General features: G+C 73.6%; 17 protein-coding genes and 1 pseudogene. 11 read left to right on the forward strand and 7 right to left on the reverse strand.

The annotated features are described in order from the left end of the window. Position 1: 1 nt before the first annotated feature. From ACIPPS_RS04015 to ACIPPS_RS04040, 6 genes are read left to right on the forward strand one after another with little or no spacing between them, the layout of a single operon-like run. Positions 2 to 1306 (forward strand): O-antigen ligase family protein, encoded by a 1305-nt coding sequence (locus ACIPPS_RS04015; protein ID WP_401427203.1) that lies wholly within the window; start codon positions 2 to 4, stop codon positions 1304 to 1306. Continuing rightward, positions 1299 to 3332, forward strand: a complete 2034-nt coding sequence (murJ, locus tag ACIPPS_RS04020; protein WP_401426494.1) for a murein biosynthesis integral membrane protein MurJ — start codon at positions 1299 to 1301, stop codon at positions 3330 to 3332. Before ACIPPS_RS04015 ends, murJ begins: the two co-directional genes overlap by 8 nt. Then, complete coding sequence (locus ACIPPS_RS04025; RefSeq protein ID WP_401426496.1) at positions 3229 to 4017, forward strand: polysaccharide deacetylase family protein; 789 nt, start codon at positions 3229 to 3231, stop codon at positions 4015 to 4017. Before murJ ends, ACIPPS_RS04025 begins: the two co-directional genes overlap by 104 nt. Beyond that, the gene (locus tag ACIPPS_RS04030; protein WP_401426499.1) at positions 4014 to 5147 is read left to right on the forward strand and encodes a glycosyltransferase; all 1134 of its coding nucleotides are present in this window, start codon (positions 4014 to 4016) and stop codon (positions 5145 to 5147) included. Before ACIPPS_RS04025 ends, ACIPPS_RS04030 begins: the two co-directional genes overlap by 4 nt. A gap of 16 nt (positions 5148 to 5163) precedes the next feature. Beyond that, positions 5164 to 5844: a lipopolysaccharide biosynthesis protein gene (locus tag ACIPPS_RS04035; protein ID WP_401426502.1), complete on the forward strand. Its 681-nt coding sequence runs from the start codon at positions 5164 to 5166 to the stop codon at positions 5842 to 5844. An 11-nt stretch (positions 5845 to 5855) separates the two neighbouring features. Continuing rightward, positions 5856 to 6995: a GNAT family N-acetyltransferase gene (locus tag ACIPPS_RS04040; protein WP_401426505.1), complete on the forward strand. Its 1140-nt coding sequence runs from the start codon at positions 5856 to 5858 to the stop codon at positions 6993 to 6995. Between the two features lie 669 nt (positions 6996 to 7664). On the opposite strand, the pseudogene ACIPPS_RS04045 reads toward ACIPPS_RS04040, so the two are convergent. From ACIPPS_RS04045 to ACIPPS_RS04055, 3 genes and pseudogenes are all read right to left on the reverse strand, one after another. Next, a pseudogene (locus tag ACIPPS_RS04045) lies at positions 7665 to 8663 on the reverse strand (glycoside hydrolase family 26 protein); the annotation flags it as partial. A 372-nt stretch (positions 8664 to 9035) separates the two neighbouring features. Further along, the gene (locus tag ACIPPS_RS04050) at positions 9036 to 9269 is read right to left on the reverse strand and encodes a chaplin (protein ID WP_401426507.1); all 234 of its coding nucleotides are present in this window, start codon (positions 9267 to 9269) and stop codon (positions 9036 to 9038) included. 190 nt (positions 9270 to 9459) lie between these two features. After that, complete coding sequence (locus ACIPPS_RS04055) at positions 9460 to 9633, reverse strand: hypothetical protein (protein ID WP_361968251.1); 174 nt, start codon at positions 9631 to 9633, stop codon at positions 9460 to 9462. Positions 9634 to 9816: 183 nt separating this feature from the next. Between ACIPPS_RS04055 and ACIPPS_RS04060 the strand changes: the two genes are divergently transcribed. After that, a complete protein-coding gene (locus ACIPPS_RS04060) occupies positions 9817 to 10833 on the forward strand; it encodes an LCP family protein (protein ID WP_401426509.1) in 1017 nt (338 codons plus the stop codon). Between the two features lie 5 nt (positions 10834 to 10838). Here the strand turns inward: ACIPPS_RS04060 and ACIPPS_RS04065 are convergent, their stop codons facing one another. Then, positions 10839 to 12869 (reverse strand): thioredoxin domain-containing protein, encoded by a 2031-nt coding sequence (locus ACIPPS_RS04065; protein WP_401426512.1) that lies wholly within the window; start codon positions 12867 to 12869, stop codon positions 10839 to 10841. 149 nt (positions 12870 to 13018) lie between these two features. Beyond that, on the reverse strand, positions 13019 to 13411 hold the full coding sequence (locus ACIPPS_RS04070) for a rodlin (RefSeq protein ID WP_383171248.1): 393 nt from the start codon (positions 13409 to 13411) through the stop codon (positions 13019 to 13021). Positions 13412 to 13654: 243 nt separating this feature from the next. Between ACIPPS_RS04070 and ACIPPS_RS04075 the strand changes: the two genes are divergently transcribed. After that, positions 13655 to 16867 carry a tetratricopeptide repeat protein gene (locus ACIPPS_RS04075; RefSeq protein ID WP_401426516.1) on the forward strand — a complete coding sequence of 1071 codons (3213 nt, stop codon included), beginning with the start codon at positions 13655 to 13657 and terminating at the stop codon, positions 16865 to 16867. Positions 16868 to 17011: 144 nt separating this feature from the next. Here the strand turns inward: ACIPPS_RS04075 and ACIPPS_RS04080 are convergent, their stop codons facing one another. Continuing rightward, complete coding sequence (locus ACIPPS_RS04080) at positions 17012 to 17248, reverse strand: hypothetical protein (RefSeq protein WP_401426519.1); 237 nt, start codon at positions 17246 to 17248, stop codon at positions 17012 to 17014. Further along, positions 17241 to 18122 (reverse strand): mycothiol conjugate amidase Mca, encoded by an 882-nt coding sequence (gene mca / locus ACIPPS_RS04085; protein ID WP_401426522.1) that lies wholly within the window; start codon positions 18120 to 18122, stop codon positions 17241 to 17243. The genes ACIPPS_RS04080 and mca overlap by 8 nt, the downstream gene beginning before the upstream one ends. Positions 18123 to 18217: 95 nt before the next feature. On the opposite strand from mca, the gene ACIPPS_RS04090 reads away from it, so the two are divergent. The 3 genes from ACIPPS_RS04090 (at position 18218) to ACIPPS_RS04100 (ending at position 21816) form a co-directional block, all read left to right on the forward strand. Continuing rightward, positions 18218 to 18619 carry a DUF4307 domain-containing protein gene (locus ACIPPS_RS04090; RefSeq protein ID WP_401426525.1) on the forward strand — a complete coding sequence of 134 codons (402 nt, stop codon included), beginning with the start codon at positions 18218 to 18220 and terminating at the stop codon, positions 18617 to 18619. Positions 18620 to 18818: 199 nt separating this feature from the next. Next, complete coding sequence (gene greA / locus ACIPPS_RS04095; RefSeq protein ID WP_401426528.1) at positions 18819 to 19316, forward strand: transcription elongation factor GreA; 498 nt, start codon at positions 18819 to 18821, stop codon at positions 19314 to 19316. Positions 19317 to 19419: 103 nt separating this feature from the next. Next, positions 19420 to 21816, forward strand: coding sequence for a PQQ-binding-like beta-propeller repeat protein (locus ACIPPS_RS04100; protein ID WP_401426531.1), 2397 nt, complete (start codon positions 19420 to 19422; stop codon positions 21814 to 21816). The last annotated feature ends 5 nt before the right edge of the window (positions 21817 to 21821 follow it).

Below are 21821 nucleotides of genomic sequence, written 5' to 3' on the forward strand. Positions count from 1 at the left end.
GATGACGACCGCGGCGGTGGCCGGGGCGCTGCCCCTGGCCCCCGGGTTCGACGTTCGGGACTGGGCACGCCGGGCCGGGGCGCTGTCGCCGGTCCTGGCGGTGATCGCGCTGCTGCTCGTCCCCGGCGGGGGCGGCGCGGACGGCGGCACGGGTGGTACGGGAACGGTCGCGGACGCGGCCTCCGGGCTGCTCGTGCTCGTCTGCCTGGTCCGGGTCGTGCGCAGCGGGGCCCGGCCGCTCAGCCGTGCGGCGGCGGTCGTGCTCGGGCTGCCCGTGCTGGGGATCTGTCTGGCGGCGATCACCTCCGGTGACCCGGCGGCGAGCCTGCCGGGCGTGGCGCGGTACGTGCAGGTCTTCGTGCTGGTGCCGGCCGCCGTGCTGCTGATGATCCGTGACCGGCGGGACTTCGCCGTGGTCGCGTGGGCCCTGGTGGCGCTGGCCCTGGTGCAGGGCGCGGTCGGGGTCACGCAGTACCTGACCGGGACGGGTGCGTCGTACCAGGGCGAGGACGTCCGGGCGGTGGGGACGTTCGGCCCGACGGACGTGATGGGGATGGCAACGGTCGTCTCGTACGGCCTGGTCGTCGTCACCGGGTTCGCGCTGGGGAGCGGGCGGGGGCGGGCGCGGACCGCCGCGCTCGTCTGCGCGGGCCTGCTCCTGCTGCCTCTGGTGCTCTCCTTCAGCCGGGGCGCGTGGATCGCGACGGTGCTCGCGATCGCGATCCAGCTGGTCCTGTCGGGGCTGCGGCGGGCGGGGCGGGTGACGCTCGTGGCGGGCGCCCTGGCGGTGGTCCTGGTCGGCGGGCTCGGGGTGGGCTCGGCGATGGTGGAGGAGCGGGTGGCCAGCATCACGCGCGTGGCGGGGGCGCCGGACCAGTCGGTGACGGACCGGTACACGATGTGGGCGGCGGCCGGGGAGATGTGGCGGTCGGATCCGCTGACCGGGGTCGGCCTGAAGGGTTTCCCCGCGTACCGGGACTCGCACGCCTCGCTCGCGCTGTCGTCGGGCAGTGACACGGCGGGCGCGGGCGCCGCGTTCCACAGGCAGCCGCTGCTCTCGCCGCACAACATGTACCTGCTCGTCCTGAGCGAGCAGGGTCTTGTGGGGCTGCTCGCGCTGGTGGGGAGCTGGCTGGCGCTGCTGGTGGGCGCGGTGCGGCGGCTCGGCCTCGTCGCGATCGGGCTGCTGTCCTGGCAGCTCATCGACTTCTTCTACGCGGACATCGGCGGCCCTTCGACGGTCCTGCTGTCGGTCGTGCTCGGGCTCGCGGCCTGGTGGTCGCTGGCGGAGGTGGAGCGTGCGTGACCCGTGGGGCGGGGAGTCCGAGGCCACGGACCGGGTGCCGTCTGCGGCCCCCGCGGGGGAGCCCGGCAGGCCGGTGTGGGCGGACCCGTGGACGGCGGGCGGGCCGCGCTGGGTGGGCACGACGGCCCACGTCCCGCCCGGTGACTCCGGGCCGGTACGGCTCCCCCCGGTGCCGGCGCCCTCCGGCCCGCCCGCGTCCGGCGGGGCGGCCGGGCCCGGGGGGGCCGAGGCCGACGCGCCCTCGGGCGGTCGGCTGCCGCCCCCCGTGGAGTACCCGGACGACTGGCGGCCGCGCGGCCGGCGGGGCGACGGCCCGGGGCGCGGGCCCGCCGCCCGCACGCCGACCGCGCCCGCCGCGACGCCCGCCCCCGGCCGGACCGGTGCGCCGAAGTCCACCGGGGGCGGGGGGTTTCTCGCGCGGGCCGCCGCCGTGACGGCCGGGCTCACGGCCGCCGGGGCGGTGCTCGGGCTCGTACGGGACCAGAGCCTCGCGCACTACTTCGGCGCCGGGGCCGAGACCGACGCGTTCCTGGTCGCCTGGACCGTGCCGGAGTTCGCGTCGACGCTCCTCATCGAGGACGCGATGGCGCTCATCCTCGTGCCCGCGTTCAGCCGCGCCCTGACCCGCCGGGGCGGCGCCGTCCGGGCCCTGGTGCGCTCCACGCTGCCCCGGCTCGTGCTCGCCATGTCCGCCCTCGCCGGGATCCTGATCCTCGCCGCGCCGCTCCTCGTCGCCGCGCTCGCGCCCGGCCTGCCCGACCCGCGGCTCGCCGTCGACTGCACGCGGCTCACCGCGACCTGCGTGCTGACCTTCGCGCTGGCCGGCTACTGCTCCGCCGCCCTGCGCGCCCACGGCTCCTTCCTGCCCCCGGCCGCCATCTACGTCGCGTACAACATCGGCATCATCGGCACGATCGTGGTGCTCCGCGAACCCTTCGGCGTACGGGCGGCGGCGGCCGGGGTCGCCGTCGGCGGCGCGCTGATGGTGGCGGTCCAGGCGCCGTACCTGATCAGGGAGTTGCGCGGCAGGCCGGCCGGCGCGCAGGGCGAGGGCGGCGGCGACGGCGGCCGGCTCGTCCTCCTCGGTCTGATCGCCCCCGTCATCGCCTTCACCGTCTTCCGCCAGTCGCAGATCCTGATCGAGCGCTTCCTCGCCGCTCCGCTGCCCTCCGGCGCGATCTCGCATCTGAACTACGCGCAGAAGGTCGCGCAGATGCCGATGATGCTCTCGCTGATGCTGTGCACGGTCAGCTTCCCCGTCGTCGCGCGGGCCATGGCGGCGGGCGACACGGACGGCGCCCGGCGCCGCGTCGAGCGCGACCTCCTGCTCGCCGCGGTCGTCGTCCTCGTGGGCGCCTCGATCGTCATCGCCGCCGCCCCCCAGATCGTCGAAGTCCTCTTCCAGCGCGGCGCCTTCGACGCCGGCGACACCGCCGCGACCGCCGCCGTGATGCGGGTCTACGCCCTCGGACTGCTCGGCCAGACCATGGTCGGCACGCTCGTCCGCTGCTACTTCTCCGCCGCCCGCCCGCTCTGGTACCCGGCCGCCGCCATGGCCGCCGGTCTCGCCGTCACCGCCGTCGCCGGAGTCGTCGGCGCCGGGCTGTGGGGGGCCGTCGGCATCGCCGGTGCCAACGCCCTCGGGATCACCCTGACCGCCGTGCTCATGCTGCTCGGCGCCCGCCGCCAGGCCATCCCCGTCCGTATCCGCTACCTCGGCGTGGGGCTGCTGCGGCTCGCGGCCGCCGCCGTCTGGGCCACCGCGGCCGGCTGGCTCTGCTCGTTCCTGATCACCCCCGCGTTGCTCTCCCTCACCGTCGCGAGCGTGGTCTGCGCCGGCGTCTTCCTGCTCCTGGTCGCCTGCGCCCCCCGTGCGCCGGACATCCCACCCCTCACCCGCATCGCATCCCGAAGGCTCGCCCATGCCCGCTGCCACGGCGCCCCCCGCCGCCGCGATCCGTCGACTGCTGCCCCCACCACCGCCGTGGGTGGTGATGTACCACTCGATCGCCGACACCACGGATGATCCGTACCGGGTGACCGTCTCCCCCGTACGGTTCGCCCGACAACTGCACTGGCTGCGCGACCGCGGGCTGCGCGGCGTCTCCGTCCGCGAGCTGCTCGCCGCGCGCGCCGAGGGCCGCGCGAAGGGGCTCGTGGGCCTCACCTTCGACGACGGGTACGCCGACTTCGTCGAATCGGCGCTGCCGCTGCTGCGCCGGCACGACTTCACGGCCACCGTCTACGTCCTGCCCGGCCGCATCGGCGGCGAGAACGCCTGGGACGGCAACGGCCCGCGCAAGCCGCTGCTGTCCGAGGACGGCATCCTGCGGGTCGCCGACGCGGGCATGGAGATCGGTTCGCACGGCCTGCGGCACGTCTCACTGCCCACCCTGGACGCGGCGGCGCTCGCCCGGGAGACCCGCCGCAGCCGCGAACTCCTCCAGGAGATCACGGGCGCGCCGGTGGACGGCTTCTGCTACCCGTACGGAGACGTCGACGACCGCGCGGTCCGGGCCGTACGGGAGGCCGGCTACCGCTACGGCTGCGCCATCGACCCCGGCCCGCTGACCTGCGCGCACGCGCTGCCCCGGGTCCACATCGGCGAGCAGGACACCTCCTGGCGGCTCACCGTCAAGCGCGTCCTGCACCCGCTGCGCCGCCGCCATCCGGAGGATCTCGGCCGCGTCGAGCTCCAGGAGACGTCATGAAGGTCCTGCACATCATCACCGGCCTCGGGATCGGTGGCGCCGAGCAGCAACTCCGGCTGATGCTGCGTCACCTTCCGGTGCGCAGCGAGGTCGTCACGCTCACCAACCCCGGCACGGTCGCCCGCGGCATCGAGTCCGACGGTGTCCCGGTCACCCATCTCGGGATGGCCGGCAACCGGGACCTCGGCGCGCTCCCCCGACTGGCCGGGATCGTCCGCCGCGGCGGGTACGACCTCGTCCACACGCATCTGTACCGGGCGTGCGTGTACGGCAGGCTCGCCGCCCGCCTCGGCGGGGTCCGTACCGTCCTCGCCACCGAACACTCCCTCGGCGACACCCAGATCGAGGGTCGGCCGCTCTCCGCCGGCACCCGCGCGCTCTATCTGGCGACCGAGCGGCTCGGCACGGCGACGGTCGCCGTCTCGCCCAGCGTCGCCCGCCGCCTGGCGGCCTGGGGCGTGCCGGCCCCGCGGATCGAGGTGGTGCCCAACGGCATCGACCGGGCGCGCTTCGCGTACGACGAGGACGCCCGCCGGACGACGCGCGAGCTGCTCGACCTGCCGGAGGACGCGTTCGTCGTCGGCGGGGTCGGCCGCCTCGCGCCGGGCAAGCGCTTCGACCGTCTCGTACAAGCGGTGGCGCGGGTGCCGCAGGCGCGGCTGCTGCTCGTCGGGGAGGGCCCCGAGCGCGAGCGGCTGCTCGCCGAGGCCCGCGCGTGCGGGGCCGCCGACCGGGTGCTGCTCGCGGGCGCCTGCGAGGACCCGCCGGCCGCGGACCCGTCCGGCCCCGATCTGCCGTCGCTGCTCGCGGCGATGGACGTCTTCGTCTCCACCTCCCCCGACGAGGCCTTCGGCCTCGCGGTCGTCGAGGCGCTGGCCGCCGGGCTGCCGGCGCTGTACGTGGCCTGCCCGGCGATCGACGACCTGGCGCCGGACGAGGCTCCGGGGGCCCGGCGGGTCGGCCGGTCCGTACCCGAACTCGTCTCGGCGCTGCGCGGCATCCGCGACGCCCGGCTCGCGCGGCTGCCGCAGCCCGCCGCCGCGCGCCGCTACGACATCGCGCACAGCGCCCAGCAGTTGCTGTCCCTCTACGAGCAGGCCGTCCACGGCACCCCTCCCCTCGCGAAGTGAGTCACCGATGTCACCGATGAGCCCCCCGAGTCCCCGACGCGCCCGGCTCGCCGCCGCCCTGCGCACCCCCCGCCGGTCCCTCGTGCTGCCCGCGTCCGTGCTGGTCGGCGCGGCGCTCGGCGCGGGCTACGGGGTCGTGAAGACCCCGGAGTACGCGGCCACGAGCTACGTCATCGTGGTCCCCGGCGAGAAGTCGGACCCGTCCGCCGCGCTCGGTTTCGCCCAGGCGTACGGGCGGGTCGCCACCGACATCGCGGTGACCGGCGACGCGCAGGTGTGGGCGGGCGTCCCCGTGGCGACCCTGCGGGAGAACGTGCGGGCGGAGACCTCCCCCGACGCGCCGATGATCTCCATCACCGCGCGCTCCGCCACCCCGGGCAAGGCCGTCTCGATGGCGGACGGCGTCGCCCGCGCCCTGATCGTCAACAGCGGGCAGGTCTCGGGGAGCACCGGCGTGAAGGTGGTGCAGTTCTCCCGGGCGACCAAGCCGGTGAAGCCCGTCTCGCCGTCCGCCCCGCTCTCGGCGCTCGTCGGCGGCTGCGCGGGCGGTCTGCTCGGCGGCCTCGCGCTGCTGGTACGCCCGGGCCGGCCCGGGCGTGCGGTGCGCGCGGAGGCCCGGCATTCCCGGCCGGCCGGCACGGCCGCCGTCCCCGGCCCGACGGCCGCCCAGCCCCAGCCGGAACCGGAGGCGGTGTGACGGGGACCGGGGTGAGAGCCGAGGTCTGCCGGGACGACGCGGAGTTCGGGCGGCTCGCCGAGCGGTGGGCCTCGCTGTGCGCCCGGTGCTCCACGGCCACCCCGTTCCAGTCGCACTCCTGGCTGCACTCCTGGTGGGTGTCGTACGGCACGCCGGGCGCGCTGCGGGTGGTGCTCGTACGGCGGGAGGACGGCGAGCTGGTCGCCGCGGCGCCGCTGATGCGCGCCCGGGGCCCGTTCCCGGTCCTCACCCCTCTCGGGGGCGCGATCACCGACTTCACCGACGTCCTGCTCGACGACGCGTGCCCGGAGGCGGCGCCCGCGCTGGCCCGGGCGGTGGCGGGGGCGGCGCGGGGCGCGATGGTCGATCTGCGCGAGGTCCGGCCCGGAGCGGCGGCGGAGCAGCTCCTCGCGCACTGGCGGGGGCCGCGCCGCCGGCTGACGGACTCGCTCTGTCTGGAGCTGCCCGCCGTGCCGATGGACGCCCTGCTCGCCCGGATCCCGTCGGGCAAGGCCCAGCAGCGGGTGCGGGCGAAGCTGCGGAAGCTGGACGCGCTCGGGATCGACGAGCGGATCGTGCCGGAGGACGAGGTGCCGGCCGCGCTGGAACGTCTCCTCAAACTGCACCAGCTGCAATGGCAGGGGCGGGCGGTGACCGTCGAGCACACCAGCGACCGGTTCGCCCAGCATCTCGCCCGGGCCGTGCGGCCGATGGTCGAGCACGGGGACGCCCGGGTGACGGAGTTCCGGCTCGGCGGGGACGTCGTCGCGGCGGACCTCACCCTGATGTCACCCCGCCTGGCGGGCGGATACCTGTACGGCGCGGATCCCGTGCTGCGCGCGCGGAAGGTCGACGTGGCGACGATGCTGCTGCGGCACGGGGCCCGGGAGACCAGTGCGAGCGGGCGGGCCACGCTGAGCCTGCTGCGGGGCACCGAACCGTACAAGCGGCACTGGCGGCCGGAGACGGTGCCCAATCAGCGGCTGATGCTGGCGGGGCGCGGTACGGCTCCGCTGCTGTGGCTGCGCGCGGGCGCGGCGGGCGCCCGGCGCTGGGCGGCCCGGCAGGCGCGGGAGCGGGCGTGGGTGGGGCGGGCGGTCGGGCGTGCGCTCGGGCGGCTGCCCGGACGGCCGCGCGGCGGCGGAGGATGATCTCCTCCACCGCCGCGCGGGGGTGCCTCGGAAGGGTCAGAAGGGCCAGGTGTCGCTGTCCAGGACAGCTTCCCAGGCGTCGTTGACCTCGGCCTCGACCTCGTCGTCCCAGTTCATCTCGACCTTGGGGACGCAGACCTGGCCGCCGGTCCAGCTGTCGACCAACGGCCCGAGGTTCACGGCCCAGCAGTTCTGCTCCGGCTTGGGCTCGGGCTGAGGCTGGGGCTGGGGCGCCGGCGGGGTTTCGGGCTTCGGCTCGGGCTTGGGCTCGGGCTTCGGTTCCGGCTTCGGTTCCGGCTTCGGCTCGGGCTTGGGCTCCGGCTTCGGCTCGGGCTTCGGTTCCGGCTTCGGCTCGGGCTTGGGCTCGGGCTTCGGCTCGGGCTTCGGTTCCGGCTTGGGCTCCGGCTTCGGCTCGGGCTTCGGCTCCGGCTGTTCCGGCTTGGTCTCCGGCTGCGTCTCGGGCTGCGGCACGGGGGCCGGCGGGACCTCGGGCCGCGTCGGGATCTCGGGAATCGGGGGCGCCTCGGGGGCTTCCGGCTGCGTCGGGATCTCCGGCGCCTCCGGGATCTCCGGTGCCTCCGGGATCTCCGGGATCTCCGGCACCTCGGGCGCCTCGGGCTCCGTCGGGATCTCCGGCTCCTCCGGGACCTCGGGTACCTCCGGCTCCGCGCCCGCCAGCATCTGGCGGAACACCTGGGAGGAGCGCGGGTTGTCGTCGCACTGCCAGACGCCGTGCGGGCAGTAGTCCGTGATCGTGTGGTACAGCGGCTTGTGCTCGGACATCCATTCGAGCATCCGCCGCATGTACTCGGGGTTGTCACCGTTCCGGAAGAGCCCCCATTCCGGGTACGAGATCTCCTTGCCGTGCTCGGCCGCGAAATCGACCTGCTTCTGCAGCCCGTACGGCTCACTCACATGGCGGTCGAAACTCGACCCCGGCGGCTGGTCGTAGGAATCCATCCCGATGATGTCGACGACGTCGTCACCCGGATAGCACTCCGTCCACGGAATGGCGTCCGTACCCCGGCTCGGATTGAAGTCGAAGCGGAACTCCTGACCAGGAACGGACCGCATCGCGGTGACGATCCGCGTCCAGTACTTCTTCCACGCCGTGGGGTCCGGCGCGCACCGGTGGGTGTACGTCGTCCCGTTCATCTCCCAGCCGAGCACGATGACGGTGTCGGTGGCCTTCAGGGCGACGAGCCGCTCGGCGAGCGTCTTGAAGTGGTGGTCGTAGTACCCCGCCGCGCCGAGCTGGAGCTGGCGGCGGACCTCGTGGTCGGAGACCCCGGCCTCGTTCCGCTCCAGCATCGGTACGTTCAGCACGAACAGCCGGTCGGCGCGCTCGTTGCGCCACTTCGCCCAGGCGTCCAGGAAGCCCGGGGGGCTCTCGATGTTCGACCACAGGTCGCCGGGGAGGTAGGTGTGACCGACCCGGAGCTCCCGTCCGCCGAGCCATCGCTGGAGCTGGCCGATGCGGTCGACTCCGGGCGGTCCCGATTCGAGGAACGCGCCCAGCGCGGTGGAGAGGGCCGGGGCGGGGTCCTTCGTCGTCACGGACTCGGCGGCATGAGCCGGGGAGGACAGCACGACCGAACCTGAGGCGAGGAGACCTGCGGTGAACACCCCCAGCCACACACTCGGCGTCTTTCGTTTCCGGTTCGCCATGGCCACTCCTTCATGCGCTACGCCATTTGATGGTCCATCAGTCCGATACTCAGAAAGTATTCCTAATAACCCGACCGTGAACTCCCTGCCGATCTGATCAGTAGTCCATTGGTGTATTTCATCGCCCGGTTGGGGCACCCGAGACGCTTGCGGGAGCCGGACCCTACGGCCTCTCCCCGCACGCCATGCCGCGCGGGCTACACCGCCGGGCCCGCCTGGTGCGCGGGTGCGGCAGCGGCTGTGGGCGGGGTCACGGGGCGGGGTGGGCCGTCCTCGTAAGGGTGGCGAGCGGACGTCCGCGGCGCGGGCATGACGAAGGGCCGGGCCCCCGGGCGTCGAAGGACGCGCCGCGGGACCGGCCCTGAACGTACGTCAGACGTTGAAGCAGGTGTTGCCGAACGCCGGGTTGATCAGCCCGATCACGTTCACGGAGTTGCCGCAGGCGTTGATCGGGATGTGGATCGGAGCCTGGACCACGTTGCCCGACAGAACGCCCGGCGAACCGATGGCCACACCCTCGGCGCCGGCGTCCGCCATCGCGGGGGCGGCCGCACCCAGGGCCATGAACAGTCCGGCGACGACGACCGCGGCCTTCTTGCACTTCATTTTCTTCGGTCCTTTCCGCGGCGGACCGAATTTCACGGATTTCGTGAATCGCCGGTGCAATGGAGCCCCCGACCTCCGCCGCACACATCACAACGACCATGCCCCGAAAAGGAAACCGGCCTATCGCCGACCGGACGGTATTCACTCCATTGAGCCCACCGGGCCGGAAGGGTCGACGCGGACGGAGGGGTCAGCGCGGCCAGACCGGCATCGCGACCAGCCGCTCCCACTCGCGGTCGGGCAGGCCGGGGACGGTGCGCCCGGCCAGGGCCCACTGCTGCACCAGCGAGGAATAGACGGGGAAGGGTCCCCTGTCGACGGGTGGCGGGTCCGCCACATAACGGCTCTTCGGAATGAAGGCCATCCGCTCCCATTTTCCGGGATCGGGTGCCATCTTCCCTCCCATCCACGGCGCTTCACGCATCATTCCACAGACCCCGCAGGAGAGTGATTCGACGGGACCATGTCGCGTCGCGAACCTGTGTGCGACGGAACGCGCTTTACGGTGCGCTCTACCTGTCTGCGAGACCTGGGTGGTGGTGTGCGCGTGCGTGTCAGAAAAACGTTTCTCGCCTCGTTGGCGCTCGTCGCCCTCGGCTCCGGTGCGCTGGCCGGAGCCGCTCCGGCGCTGCCCTCCCCCAAGGACGGGCTCACCGTCCTGGTGGTCGGCGTGGACAGCCGGGCGGGGCTGTCGGCCGACGAGTTGCAGCGGTTCAAGGCCGGCGGGAAGGGCTGCGACTGCACCGACGTGATGATGCTGGTGCACGTCTCCGCCGCCGACGACCGGGTCAGTGTGGTCAGTCTGCCCCGCGACTCGCTCACGGCCTTCCCCGACGAGCACGTCGACCGGCGGACCGGGAAGACGCACGCCCCGCACGCCGCGAAGATCAACGCGGCTCACTCGGAAGGCGGAGCCGCCTTCACCATCGAGGCCGTCGAGCGGATGACGGGCACGCCCGTCCACCGCTATCTGGAGCTCGACTTCCGGCGCTTCGTCGACACGGTCGACCGCGTCGACGGCGGGGTGCCGATCTGCACGACGGAGCCGCTCAAGGACCCCGTCACGGGGATCGACCTGGCGCCGGGCACCAAGCGGGTCGAGGGCGGCGAGGCGCTGCAGTACGTACGGTCGCGGCGCGACGGGAAGATGGACTTCGGGCGGATGCGGAAGCAGCAGAGGTTCGTCGCCAACATGTGGCGGACGATCCGGGGCGACCTCTTCGCCGACCCGACCGGACTCTGGCGGCTCGCGTCCACGCTCCGTGGCACGGCACCGGTCGAACGCTCCCTCTCCGTGACCGAGATGCTCCTGCTCGTCGCCCGGCTGAGGGACCTCGACCCGGCCGCGACGGAGTTCGCGACCGTGCCGGTGAGCCACTTCAACCCGACCGTCGGGGGCGTCGGTTCCACCGTCGGCTGGGACGAGGAGCACGCGGCGGAGGTGTTCGAGGCGCTGCGCTCCGACCGGCCACTGCCGCCGGCCCGCCCGGTGCCCACGAGTGCGATCCCGCTGGGACTTGGCGAGTACCGGCCGGTCGGAGGCGCCTCCCTGGTCTGTCCGTAGGCCGGTCAGCGGGAGAGCGAGCGGGCCAGGTCGGCCGGGTCCGTCGTCGGCGCGTCGCAGGTGAAGTGACGGCAGACGTACGCGGCCGCGCCCCCGGCGACCAGCGGCCGGTCCTTGAGCAGCGGGAACTCCTCGCTGTCCGGGGCGCCGTAGGCGACCACGGCGCCGGGCGCCTGGCCGAGCAGCGCGGTGCGGTGCAGCCCCCGGGCCGGACCGTCGTCGTCGGAGGGGCCGACCACCGCGATCTCGCGCGGCCCGTCGAGCAGCGCCTCCGCCGTGGCCAGGCCCCAGCCGATGAACCGGGGCGCGCGCGGACCGAGTGCCTTGACCACGCCGAGCGCCCCCTCGGCGGCGGTGCGGTGCGCCTCGGAGCCGGTGTGGGCGGCGTACGAGAGGAGGGCGCCGGCGGCGGCGGTCCAGCCGGACGGGGTGGCGTTGTCGGTGGGGTCCTGGGGGCGGCGGATCAGCGCCTCGGCGTCGTGGGCCGTGTCGTAGAGCGCGCCGCCCTCGGCGACGAACTGGTCGAGGACGATGTCGAGCAGGAAGCCCGCGAACTCCAGCCAGACGCCCTCGCCGGTCACCCCGGCGAGGGCGAGGAAGCCCTCGGAGACGTCGGCGTAGTCCTCCAGGACCCCGGCGTTCGCCCCGGCCCTGCCGTCCTTGGAGGTACGGAAGAGCCGCGCGCCCTCGCCCATGTGGAGCCGTACGAGCAGGTCGGCGGCCTCCGTGGCGCGCTCGACGAGGTCGGGCCGGTCGAAGAAGGCGCCGGTCTCGGCGAGCGCCGCGATCGCGAGGCCGTTCCAGGCGGCGACGACCTTGTCGTCGCGGCCGGGCCGCGCACGCCCGTCGCGGGCGGCGAGCAGCCGTTCCTTGATCGAGGCGATGCGACCGGCGTCGGCGACACCGGCGTCCTGCGGGAGCTGGAGGACCGAGGCGCCCTCCTCGAAGGTGCCCTCGGGCGTGACCCCGAAGTACCGCGCCGCGTACTCCCCGTCCTCCTCGCCGAGCACCTCGGTCAGCTGCTCCGGCGTCCAGACGTAGTACGCGCCCTCGACATGGCGCCCCGTGCCGTCGTCCGAGTCCGCGTCGAGCGCGGAGGCGAAACCGCCCTCGGGGGTGCGCAGTTCGCGGACCATGAAGTCGGCCGTCTCCAGGGCGACCCGGCGGGCCAGGTCGCTGCCGGTGGTCCGCCACAGGTGCGCGTACACCCGGCACAGCAGGGCGTTGTCGTAGAGCATCTTCTCGAAGTGCGGGACGACCCAGGCACGGTCCACCGCGTACCGGGCGAAGCCGCCGCCGAGCTGGTCGTAGATCCCGCCCCTGGCCATCGCCTCGCAGGTGTCGGCGGCCATCTGGAGCGCGCCCTCGGCCTCCGTGCGGGCGTGGTGGCGGAGCAGGAACTCCAGCGCCATCGACGGCGGGAACTTGGGCGCCCCGCCGAAGCCGCCGCTGCGGCTGTCGTACTCGCGGACCAGGCCGAGCAGCGCCTGCGCGAGCTCCTCCTCGCCGGGCACGCCGTCGCCGCCGAAGGCGAGGGAGCGGGCGGAGAGGTCCTTGACGATCTTCCCGGCGACCTCGCCGACCTCGTCGCGCCGCTCGGTCCACGCCCGGGCCACCCCGTCGAGGACGTCGCCGAAGGAGGGCATGCCGTGCCGGGACTCGGGCGGGAAGTACGTACCGAAGTAGAAGGGCTCCGCGTCCGGGGTGAGGAAGACGGTCATCGGCCAGCCGCCCTGACCGGTCGCCGCCTGGACGGCCTCCATGTAGACGGCGTCGACGTCGGGGCGCTCCTCGCGGTCGACCTTGACGGCGACGAAGTGCTCGTTGACGTGGGCCGCGGTCGTCTCGTCCTCGAAGGACTCGTGCGCCATCACATGGCACCAGTGGCAGCTGCTGTAGCCGACGCTGAGCAGCACGGGAACGTCGCGGCGGCGCGCCTCCTCGAAGGCCTCGGCCGACCACGGCCACCAGTCGACCGGGTTGTCCGCGTGCTGGAGGAGATAGGGGGACGTCTCATGGGCCAGTCTGTTCGGCATGCCTCCATCCTCGCGCACGTGACAAGGCCCCGGTCGTACGCCACGGGTGGCGGCGCGCGAACGGGGCAGTCATGGTGGAGACGCGAGACGGCCCCGTTCCTCGCAGGTCGAATGCGAGGAACGGGGCCGCCTCAACGGCGCGGTCGGAGTCAGCCGCCGACGTTCCCGTTCTGGGAGAGGACCTCGCCCAGGATGTGCGAGAGGGCGTCGTCGCCCTTCTGCTGCACGGAGTTCTGGGTGCAGGTCTGGTTCGCCATCGGGTTGCCGAGGACGTCCTGGACGGCGACCGGGACGGCGATGACGCCGACCGGGACCTGCGCCTGGATCTTCTGGATGTCGAAGCAGTGCAGGACACCACCGTTGATGAGGCCGAAGTTCGGGCTCATGTAACCACCGGTGGAGTTGCTGCCGATCGACTGCTTCGACGTGTTGCCGATGATGTTGGCGCTGCCGCCGTCGTTGCCGGCCGCGGAAGCGGCGGTCGCCGTCACACCGACGACCGAAGCCGCAACTGCCGCCGTAGCGAGAACCTTCTTGATCACGAGTCTTCCTTCTTGAGCTCGAGGGCCCTGGAACGCTCCGTTAGCCGAAGCACGCTGATCAACTGCCCGAAAATGGATTGGTTCCGGGAGGTCACTCGGACGCGCTATTCGGCAGATGAACGCCATCGGACGCGGTGTCGAGGGGCAGGCGTTCGGGAGGTCGCGGGCCCCGCTCCCTCGCGCCGACGCGCGTCCCGCAGCACACTTGGGGCCGCAAGCGGAAGCTCTCGGAGGGGGACGCACATGCGGGACAGCCACCGGGCCGAAGCCGAACGGCTGTTGGCACGCGCCGTGGAGGAGGAGGTGCGGCGCTCCGGGGGCCGTACCGACGCGACGGCCCTGCTGGCACGCGGCCGGGCCGCGCTGGACACCATGGCGGCGAGTGCGGGCGAGGAGTACGCGGCCTATCTGCGGGCCCTGGAGGAGTCGGAGGCCGGGCAGCGGTCCCTGGGGGACCGCTTCAGCAGGGCGACGGTGGGAACTCCCGCGCTGGTCACCGCTGTCGCGGCGACCGCCGCCTTCGGGGCGGACCTGGCCCTCGGCACGGCGGCCGGCACGGCGCTGGGCGCCGGGGCCGTGGTCGCGGTGGCGGGCGCGGCGGCGACCGTCCTGAAGGTGACCGCCGGGCACTGGCCCGCCGCCCACCGCAGGGCGGGCGCGCTCGGCCAGCCCGGCGGGTCCGAGCAGCTGCGGCTCCAGTGGCTGACGGCGCTGGACGTACGGGGTGTACGGCCGTTCCTCGACCAGCAGCGGGTGCTGCTCGCGACGGCCCAGCAACCGGCCAAGAAGGTGGTGTCCCAGCTGCGGGGCGCCGACCGCAGCGCGGCGGCCCGCCGGCGGACGGTCCTGGAGCAGTCCTTCGGCCATCTGCCGGACCCGGGCGGACCGTTCACCGGGCGGCGGGCCGAGCTGGCGCAGATCACCCAGTGGGTGCAGGCGGGCCGGGCGTCGACGCTGACCCGGCCGACGGTGGTGATGCTCCACGGCGAGCAGGGCGCGGGCCGCACGACGCTCGCGGTCCGGGCGGCGCACGCGCTGCGGGACCAGTTCCGCGGGGCGTGCGTGGTGGACCTGCGGGGCGGGACGCGCGGCGAGAAGCCGCTGTCGACCCGGGAGGCGCTGCTGCACCTGCTGAACCGGCTGGGTGCGCCGCGCGAGCAGCTGCTCTTCCGCGAGCGGTCGTCGGCGGAGCAACAGGTGCGCAGGCTGGGTGAGTTGTACCACCAGCATCTGACCGGGCTGCCGGTGACGGTGATCCTGGACGACGCGGTGGAGGCGGAGCAGGTCCGGACGCTGCTGCCCGAGCGCTCGGACAGTCTGGTCCTGGTCACCTGCCGGGAGCCGCTGGACCTGGGCGCGGAGGTGCCGGCCGCGGTGCACGCGCTGCCGGTGGCGGCGCTGGACGCGGCGGGCGCGGAGGAGCTGCTGCGGGAGGCGGCGCAGGCGCCGGAACCCGGGCCGTACGACTCCGAGGCGTGCGCGGAGATCCGGGAGCTGTGCGGCGGGCTGCCGCTGGCGCTGCGGGTCGCGGGTTCCTCGCTGGGCGGTCGCTCGATGAGCGAGCTCGCGGGGCTGCTCGGCCGGCCCGGCTGGGGTGACGGACCGCTGGAACGCGCCCTTTCCGTACGGTACTTCACCGATCTCGACGAGGACGGCCGGCGGCTGCTGCGGCGGCTCGCGCTCGCCGGGCGGGCCTCGCTGGGGGCGGCGGCGGCCGGGGCGCTGCTGGGCGCGAGCGGGCAGGAGGGGGCGCGGCTGCTCGCGGAGCTGTCCCGGGCCGGGCTCCTGGACCATGTGCGGGGCGAGCGGTACCGGCTGCACGACGCGGTGCGGGGGTTCGCGGCGGCCCGGCTGAGGGACGAGGAGGACGCGGCGGCGATCGCGGCGGCGCAGGAGCGGCTGATCCGGAACTACGCGGAGCTCGCGGACGCGGTGATCCGGATGGTCGACGGCAAGATGTCGACGCGCGCGAACCGGTTCGACGGGCACGGCTTCGGCTCCCTGGACGCGGCGCTGCGCTGGCTGGACGACGAGTCGAGCTTCATCACCTCGGCGCTGCGGCACGCCGAGGGAGTCGACCAGCAGGCCGTGCTGAACCTGCTCGGCGCGCTCTGCGACTACTGCCTGCTGCGCGGCGACCTCTACCGGCTGGGCGAGATCAACGAGCTGACGGACGCGGTCGGACAGGGGCTGCTGTCCCGTTCGGTGCAGTGGCGCACCGGTATCGCCGCCCGGCAGCTCGGCGAGCTCGACAAGGCGCGCACCACGCTGACCTCGGTGGTCTCGCTCTACCAGGAGGCGCACCAGGACGCGGGGGCGGCGCTGGCGCTCTGCTCGCTCGGGATCACCCTGCACCACCAGGGCAACCTCGTGGAGGCCTCGGCCAAGCTGCGGGAGGCGCTCGCGCTCCAGGAGCCGGAGTCGCTCGCCGCCGACCGGGGCTGGACGATGCACGCCCTCGCGGCGGTCGAGCGGGACCGGGCGAACCTGTCCGAGGCGCTGTCGCTGCTGCGGGGGGCGCTGGAGCTGCACCGGGAGAACGAGTCCCTGCACGGCGAGGCCTGGGCGCACTTCCAGCTGGGCCAGGTCTGTCTGCGCAGGGGCGACGCGGAGCGGGCCGGCGCCGAGCTGCGGGCGGCCCTGGACCTGTACGGCCGGACCCGGGACGGGCGCGGTGAGGCGTGGGCGCTGACGCAGCTGGCCCGCGCCCGGCTCGTCGAGGGCGAGGTGGCACCGGCGGTCGACGGCCTGCGCCAGGCGCTCGCCCGCCACCGCGAGCAGGAGGACGCCCGGGGCGAGGCCTGGACGCTGTACTACCTGGGACACGCCCTGGAGGAGCGCGGGGACCTGGACCAGGCGGTACGGGAGCTGGAGCGGGCGCGCACGATGTTCTCCCGGATGCGGGACGTGTACGGGCTGGCGTGCGCCCGACACCACTCGGGGCGCGTCACCCGTGACCAGCGGGCGGCCCAGACCGGCAACCTGCGCAACTCCGGCTTCGCCCGGCAGCTCCTGGTGGACGCGCGGGCGGACTTCCACCGCATCGGCGTGGCCCACGGCGAGGCGTGGACGTGCCTGGAGCTGGCGATCGTGGACGCCGGGAACGGCAGGACCGCGCAGGCCCTGGAGCTGTGCGCGGAGTCGGAGCGGATGTTCCTGTCGTACGACGACCGGCGGGGCGCCGACTGGGCCCGGTTCCTGCGCTGCACGCTGCTGCCGTACGCCTCGCCGGGCGGTGTGGAGGTGGGCACGGTGGTGGCCCAGGAGGAGCTGGCGCAGCTGGTCGGGGACCGCCATCCGACGCGGGACGGCAAGGTGGAGGACTGCGCGGAGGCGTACGCGCTGGTCCTGGAGCGGGGCGTCCAGCTGGAGGCGGGCTGGCAGGCCTGGCAGCTGAACATGGTCCCGACCCGGCACGCACGCGAGGTGATGGGGGTGCCGGTGGAGGTGGGGTGAGGTGGGGCGGCCCGCGGGGGCGGCCGGGGACGGCTCGGGTCGAGGCGGGGGCGGCCCGCGGGGGCGGCCGGGGACGGCTCAGGTTGCCCTCGGGGTCGCCGAGGCGCGGGCTCCCCGGGGGGAGCCCGCGACGGACGGTCGGGGCTACTCCTGCGCGGTGGCCTTCGAGGCCGCCGGCGTCGCCTTCGGGTCCGGGGCCTCCTCGAAGGTGACCTTGCCCATGTGGCGGTTCATGGACTTCATCAGCATCCAGACGGCGACCGCCATCACGGCGAAGACGACGAAGCCGAGGACGCCGGGGGTCACCTTGTTCTTGTCCAGCTCTTCGGCGGCGAAGGGGACAAGCTGGGTCAGTGCCAGGTGTGCGCTCATGTCAGGCATTGTCGCGGATGCCCGCGAAGAGGTCGTCCTCGGGGAGGGAGGTGGGCACCAGCGACTTGCTGAGCTCGTACTCCTCCGTCGGCCAGACCTCCTTCTGGATCTCCATCGGGACGCGGAACCAGCCACCGTCCGGGTCGATCTGCGTACGGTGCGCGATCAGGGCCTTGTCCCGGATCTCGAAGAACTCCGCGCACGGCACGAACGAGGTGATCGTGCGCTCCTTGCGCTCGAACTCCTTCCAGCGCTCCAGCCACTCGCCGTACGGCGACTCCAGGCCCCGGTCGAGGAGCGCCTGGTGCAGGGCCTCGGTGCGGGGGCGGTTGAAGCCCTGGTTGTAGTAGACCTTCTGCGGCTGGAACGCGGGGCCGAACTCGGCCTCCGGGTACTTCTCGGTGTCCGCGGCGCCGTCGAAGGCCACCATCGTGATCTTGTGGGTCATGATGTGGTCGGGGTGCGGGTACCCGCCGTTCTCGTCGTAGGTCGTGATGACCTGCGGACGGAAGGCGCGGATCTTGCGGACCAGCTCGCCCGCGGCCGTGTCGACGTCCTCCAGGGCGAAACAGCCCTCGGGCAGCGGGGGCAGCGGGTCGCCCTCCGGCAGGCCGGAGTCGACGAAGCCCAGCCACTCCTGCTTGACGCCCAGGATCTCCCGGGCCTCGTCCATCTCCTTGCGGCGCACCTCGTGGATGTTGGCCTCGATGTAGGCGTCGCCCTGGAGCTTCGGGTTGAGGACGGAGCCGCGCTCGCCGCCCGTGCACGTGACCACGAGCACGTCCACCCCCTCGGACACGTACTTGGCCATGGTCGCCGCGCCCTTGCTCGACTCGTCGTCGGGGTGGGCGTGAACGGCCATCAGTCGCAGCTGCTCAGTCAAGGCTCGATCCTCTGTGATGGGGCGTGGAGGGAGGTCTCTATAGTGACGGAACCGGGGGGCCGAAAATTCCCACCCCCGCGGCGAGAGGAACGATCATGAGCGCGGTGCGAGAGCGGCTGCCCGAGGGGCGCTACGGGCGTTCCGCGGACGAGCGCGCCGACCGCAAGCTCAAGATCGCCGGCGCCGTGCTCGGTGTGCTGTTCCTCGGGCTGATGGGCTGGTTCGGCTGGCACTACGTCGTCGACAGCCGGATCAGCGCGGAGACGATCAAGTTCGACGTGGTGAGCGACACCGAGGTGCAGCTGCACCTGGAGGTGCGCAAGGACGTCGACGCCCAGGGCGTCTGCACGCTGCGCTCGCGCTCCGAGGACGGGGCCGAGGTGGGCCGCAAGGACGTCCGCTTCGACCAGGCCGAGGGCCGGATCGACACCGTCGTCTCCATCCGGACGACCGCGCGGGCGACCAGCGCCGAGCTCATCGGGTGTACCGCCGGGTAGCGGTGGGTAGAGACCCGATGGCGCGCCGGGCCGGCCGGGCCGTGGTTCCGGCGCTGACCAGGAGTGACGCCATCTTTACGGTGTATGTCCTCCCCCTTTTCGCCACTCATTGTTAGGCTCGTGGTTTCGCCCACCCAGGAAGGACAATCCTTCTGGGTAGGGCGATGCTTTGTATTCCCAGTACCTACGAGGAGCACCTGTGACCCAGACCAGCGACAACGTCACCTGGCTCACCCAGGAGGCGTACAACCAGCTGAAGGCCGAGCTGGAGTACCTGTCTGGTCCCGCGCGAACCGAGATCGCCGGCAAGATCGCCGCGGCGCGCGAGGAGGGCGACCTGCGCGAGAACGGCGGGTACCACGCGGCCAAGGAGGAGCAGGGCAAGCAGGAGCTCCGGGTCCGCCAGCTGACCCAGCTCCTGGAGCACGCCAAGGTCGGCGAGGCTCCGGCCGACGAGGGCGTCGTCGCCCCCGGCATGGTCGTGACGATCGCCTTCGACGGTGACGAGGACGACACGGTGACCTTCCTCCTCGCCTCGCGCGAGTACGCGAGCAGCGACATCGAGACGTACTCGCCGCAGTCCCCGCTCGGCGTGGGCGTGAACGGCAAGAAGGTCGGCGAGGACGCCGAGTACGAACTGCCGAACGGCAGGAAGGCCGCGGTGAAGATCCTCAGCGCCAAGCCGTACACCGGCTGAGCCGCAGAATCGATCAGGGCCGGACCCCGTCGGGGTCCGGCCCTTCGCTGTGCGGTCCATGTCATGATGCGGGCTGACGTCACGTCACAAGGGGGGATGAGACGTGCTGGGACCGTTGCGCGCGGGTACGCCGCGCCGGATCGGACCGTACGAGCTGCTGGCGCGGCTCGGGGCCGGCGGCATGGGCGAGGTGTTCCTGGGCCGGGCGGATCGCGAGGGCACCTTCGTCGCCGTGAAGACCGTACGGCGCGACGTGGCGAACGAGCCCGCCTTCCGGGACCGCTTCCGCCGCGAGATCAAGGTCGCCGGGCTCGTGCGGAGCACGTACGCCGCCGCGCCGGAGGGCGGGGACGCGGACGCCGAGGTGCCGTGGCTGGCGACCGCGTACGTTCCCGGGCCGAGCCTGTCGCAGGCCGTGCGGCGGGGCGGGGCGCTGCCGGTGGCGACGGTGCGGGAGATGGGCGCCGGGATCGCCCGGGCGCTCGCGGACCTGCACGCCGCCGGGGTCCTGCACCGCGACCTCAAACCGGGCAACGTCATGCTGGCCGTGGACGGCCCGCGTCTGATCGACTTCGGCATCGCGCGCAGCACCGGCGCCACGACGATGACCGCGACCGGCGTGATGGTCGGCACCCCCGCCTTCATGTCGCCCGAGCACGTGTCGGGCGCGCGGCACGTCACGGGGGCCTCGGACGTCTTCTGCCTGGGCTCGCTGCTCTGCTACGCGGCGACCGGCGAGGACCCCTTCGGCGAGGGCCCGCTGGCGGCCGTCCTGTACCGCGTCTCCCAGGCGGAGGCCGACCTGAGCCGCGTCCCGGACGAGCTGCGGCCGGTACTGGAGCGGTGCCTGAGCCCGCTCCCGGCGGAGCGGCCCTCCCCGGCCGAGCTGGCGGAGCTCCTCGGCGGGGAGCGCCGGCCGGCGTGGCCGGAGAGCGTACGGGAGCACATCGGCGAGTACGGGCGGGAGCTGGCCCAGCTGGTGGCGTCGGGCGGGCCGCTGCTGGAGGTACCGGCGGCGGGGCCGGCCCAGGCGGTGGCACCCGGGACGGACCAGCTGCCGACGATGGCGCCATTGGCGCCGGTGGCGCCCTCCGGGACGCCCGACGCCCCGCGCCGCGAGCGGCGGCGGCGGCTGATCGCGGGGGCCGTGGCGCTCGCCGTGCTCGGTGCCGGTGTGGGCACGTACCTGCTGTGGCCGGAGAACGAGAAGACGGCCCCGCCGGCGAAGGCGGCGCCCGGCCCGGCCGTCCCGAAGGTCGCCGGTGTGGACGACCGGGGCCTGGCCGACGCCTCCGGAGTCGTCCCGCAGAACGCGGCGCAGCGGCCTGCGGGGTGGAAGCCGTGGCAGGCGAAGCTGACGGCCCCGGCGTTCGGCTGCTCGGCCGGGGAGTCGGTGGTGGTGTGCCGGACGGTGGACGGGCGGTACGAGGCGCTGGACCCCGCGAGCGGCGAGCAGCTGTGGAACGCGGACCTCGTGCCCGACCCGCGCGACAACGACAGCTTCATAGGACCCACGGGCGGGATCTTCATCGCCGGGGCGACCGCGCGCCCGATGGTCCACGGCTCCGCCGTGGTCCTCACCTCCGGCGACAAGGTCCAGGTGCGGGAGGCGCGGAGCGGGAAGGTCCGCTGGGAGGAGAAGGCCTGGGGGTCCCAGGACCAGCACAGCCGGCCGCTCGTGGGCGACGGCGTGGTCTTCGCCACGACCCGTTCCACCACGGAGGAGGCCACAGGCAGGACCATGGTCTTCCTGAGCGCGTTCTCCCTGGCCGACGGCCGTCAGCTGTGGACCAGGTCGCTGACCAACGCGTCCCTCTCCCGCGCGCAGTTCCGCTCCTTCGACGCCGTGGCCTTCGCGCAGGGCCGGGTGTACGCGCTGAGCGACGCCGGAATCGTGGCGTACGACGCGAAGAGCGGCTCGCTGCTGGGGCAGGTGGCGAAGGAGGGCGCGGGCTGCGCGGCCGTGAAGGTCCTCGGCGCCGTCGCGTACTGCACCGATGCCGAGTACGACAGCAGGGGTGAGTTCGTGCGGACAGTGCTGCGTGTCATGGACGCGGCCACCCTCGCGCCGAGGGCCGCGCTGCCCGCTCCGGTGGCGGCGCTGGACGCCGTGGCCATGGACTCCCGGACGGTCGTCACCGCGGACGAGAAGGGTGTGTCCGTGCACGACGCGAAGACCGGGCAGCGGCTGGGGCAGTACGCGGCCAAGGCCGCCCCGGCGGGGCGGAAGCAGGCGCGGTCCGCGCCTCTGTTGGCCGGCGACCAGGTCGTGTACGCCGACTACACCTCGCTCTACACCGTCCGGATCGGCACGGACGGCAAGCCCTCCGGGCTCGACGTGCGACCGGTCCCCGGGGCACCGGGACCGCGCACCCCGGGGAGGGACGAGGCGTCCGTCTACGCCGACATGATCAGGGCCCCCGAGGTGCTGGTCATCGGTGGGATCGCCCACATCGTCCACGACCAGGGCGTCGTCTCCTCGGTCGAGCTTCCCGAGTGACCTAC

It is taken from the genome of Streptomyces sp. NPDC090127 (assembly GCF_044746945.1).
Taxonomy (GTDB): Bacteria; Actinomycetota; Actinomycetes; order Streptomycetales; family Streptomycetaceae; genus Streptomyces.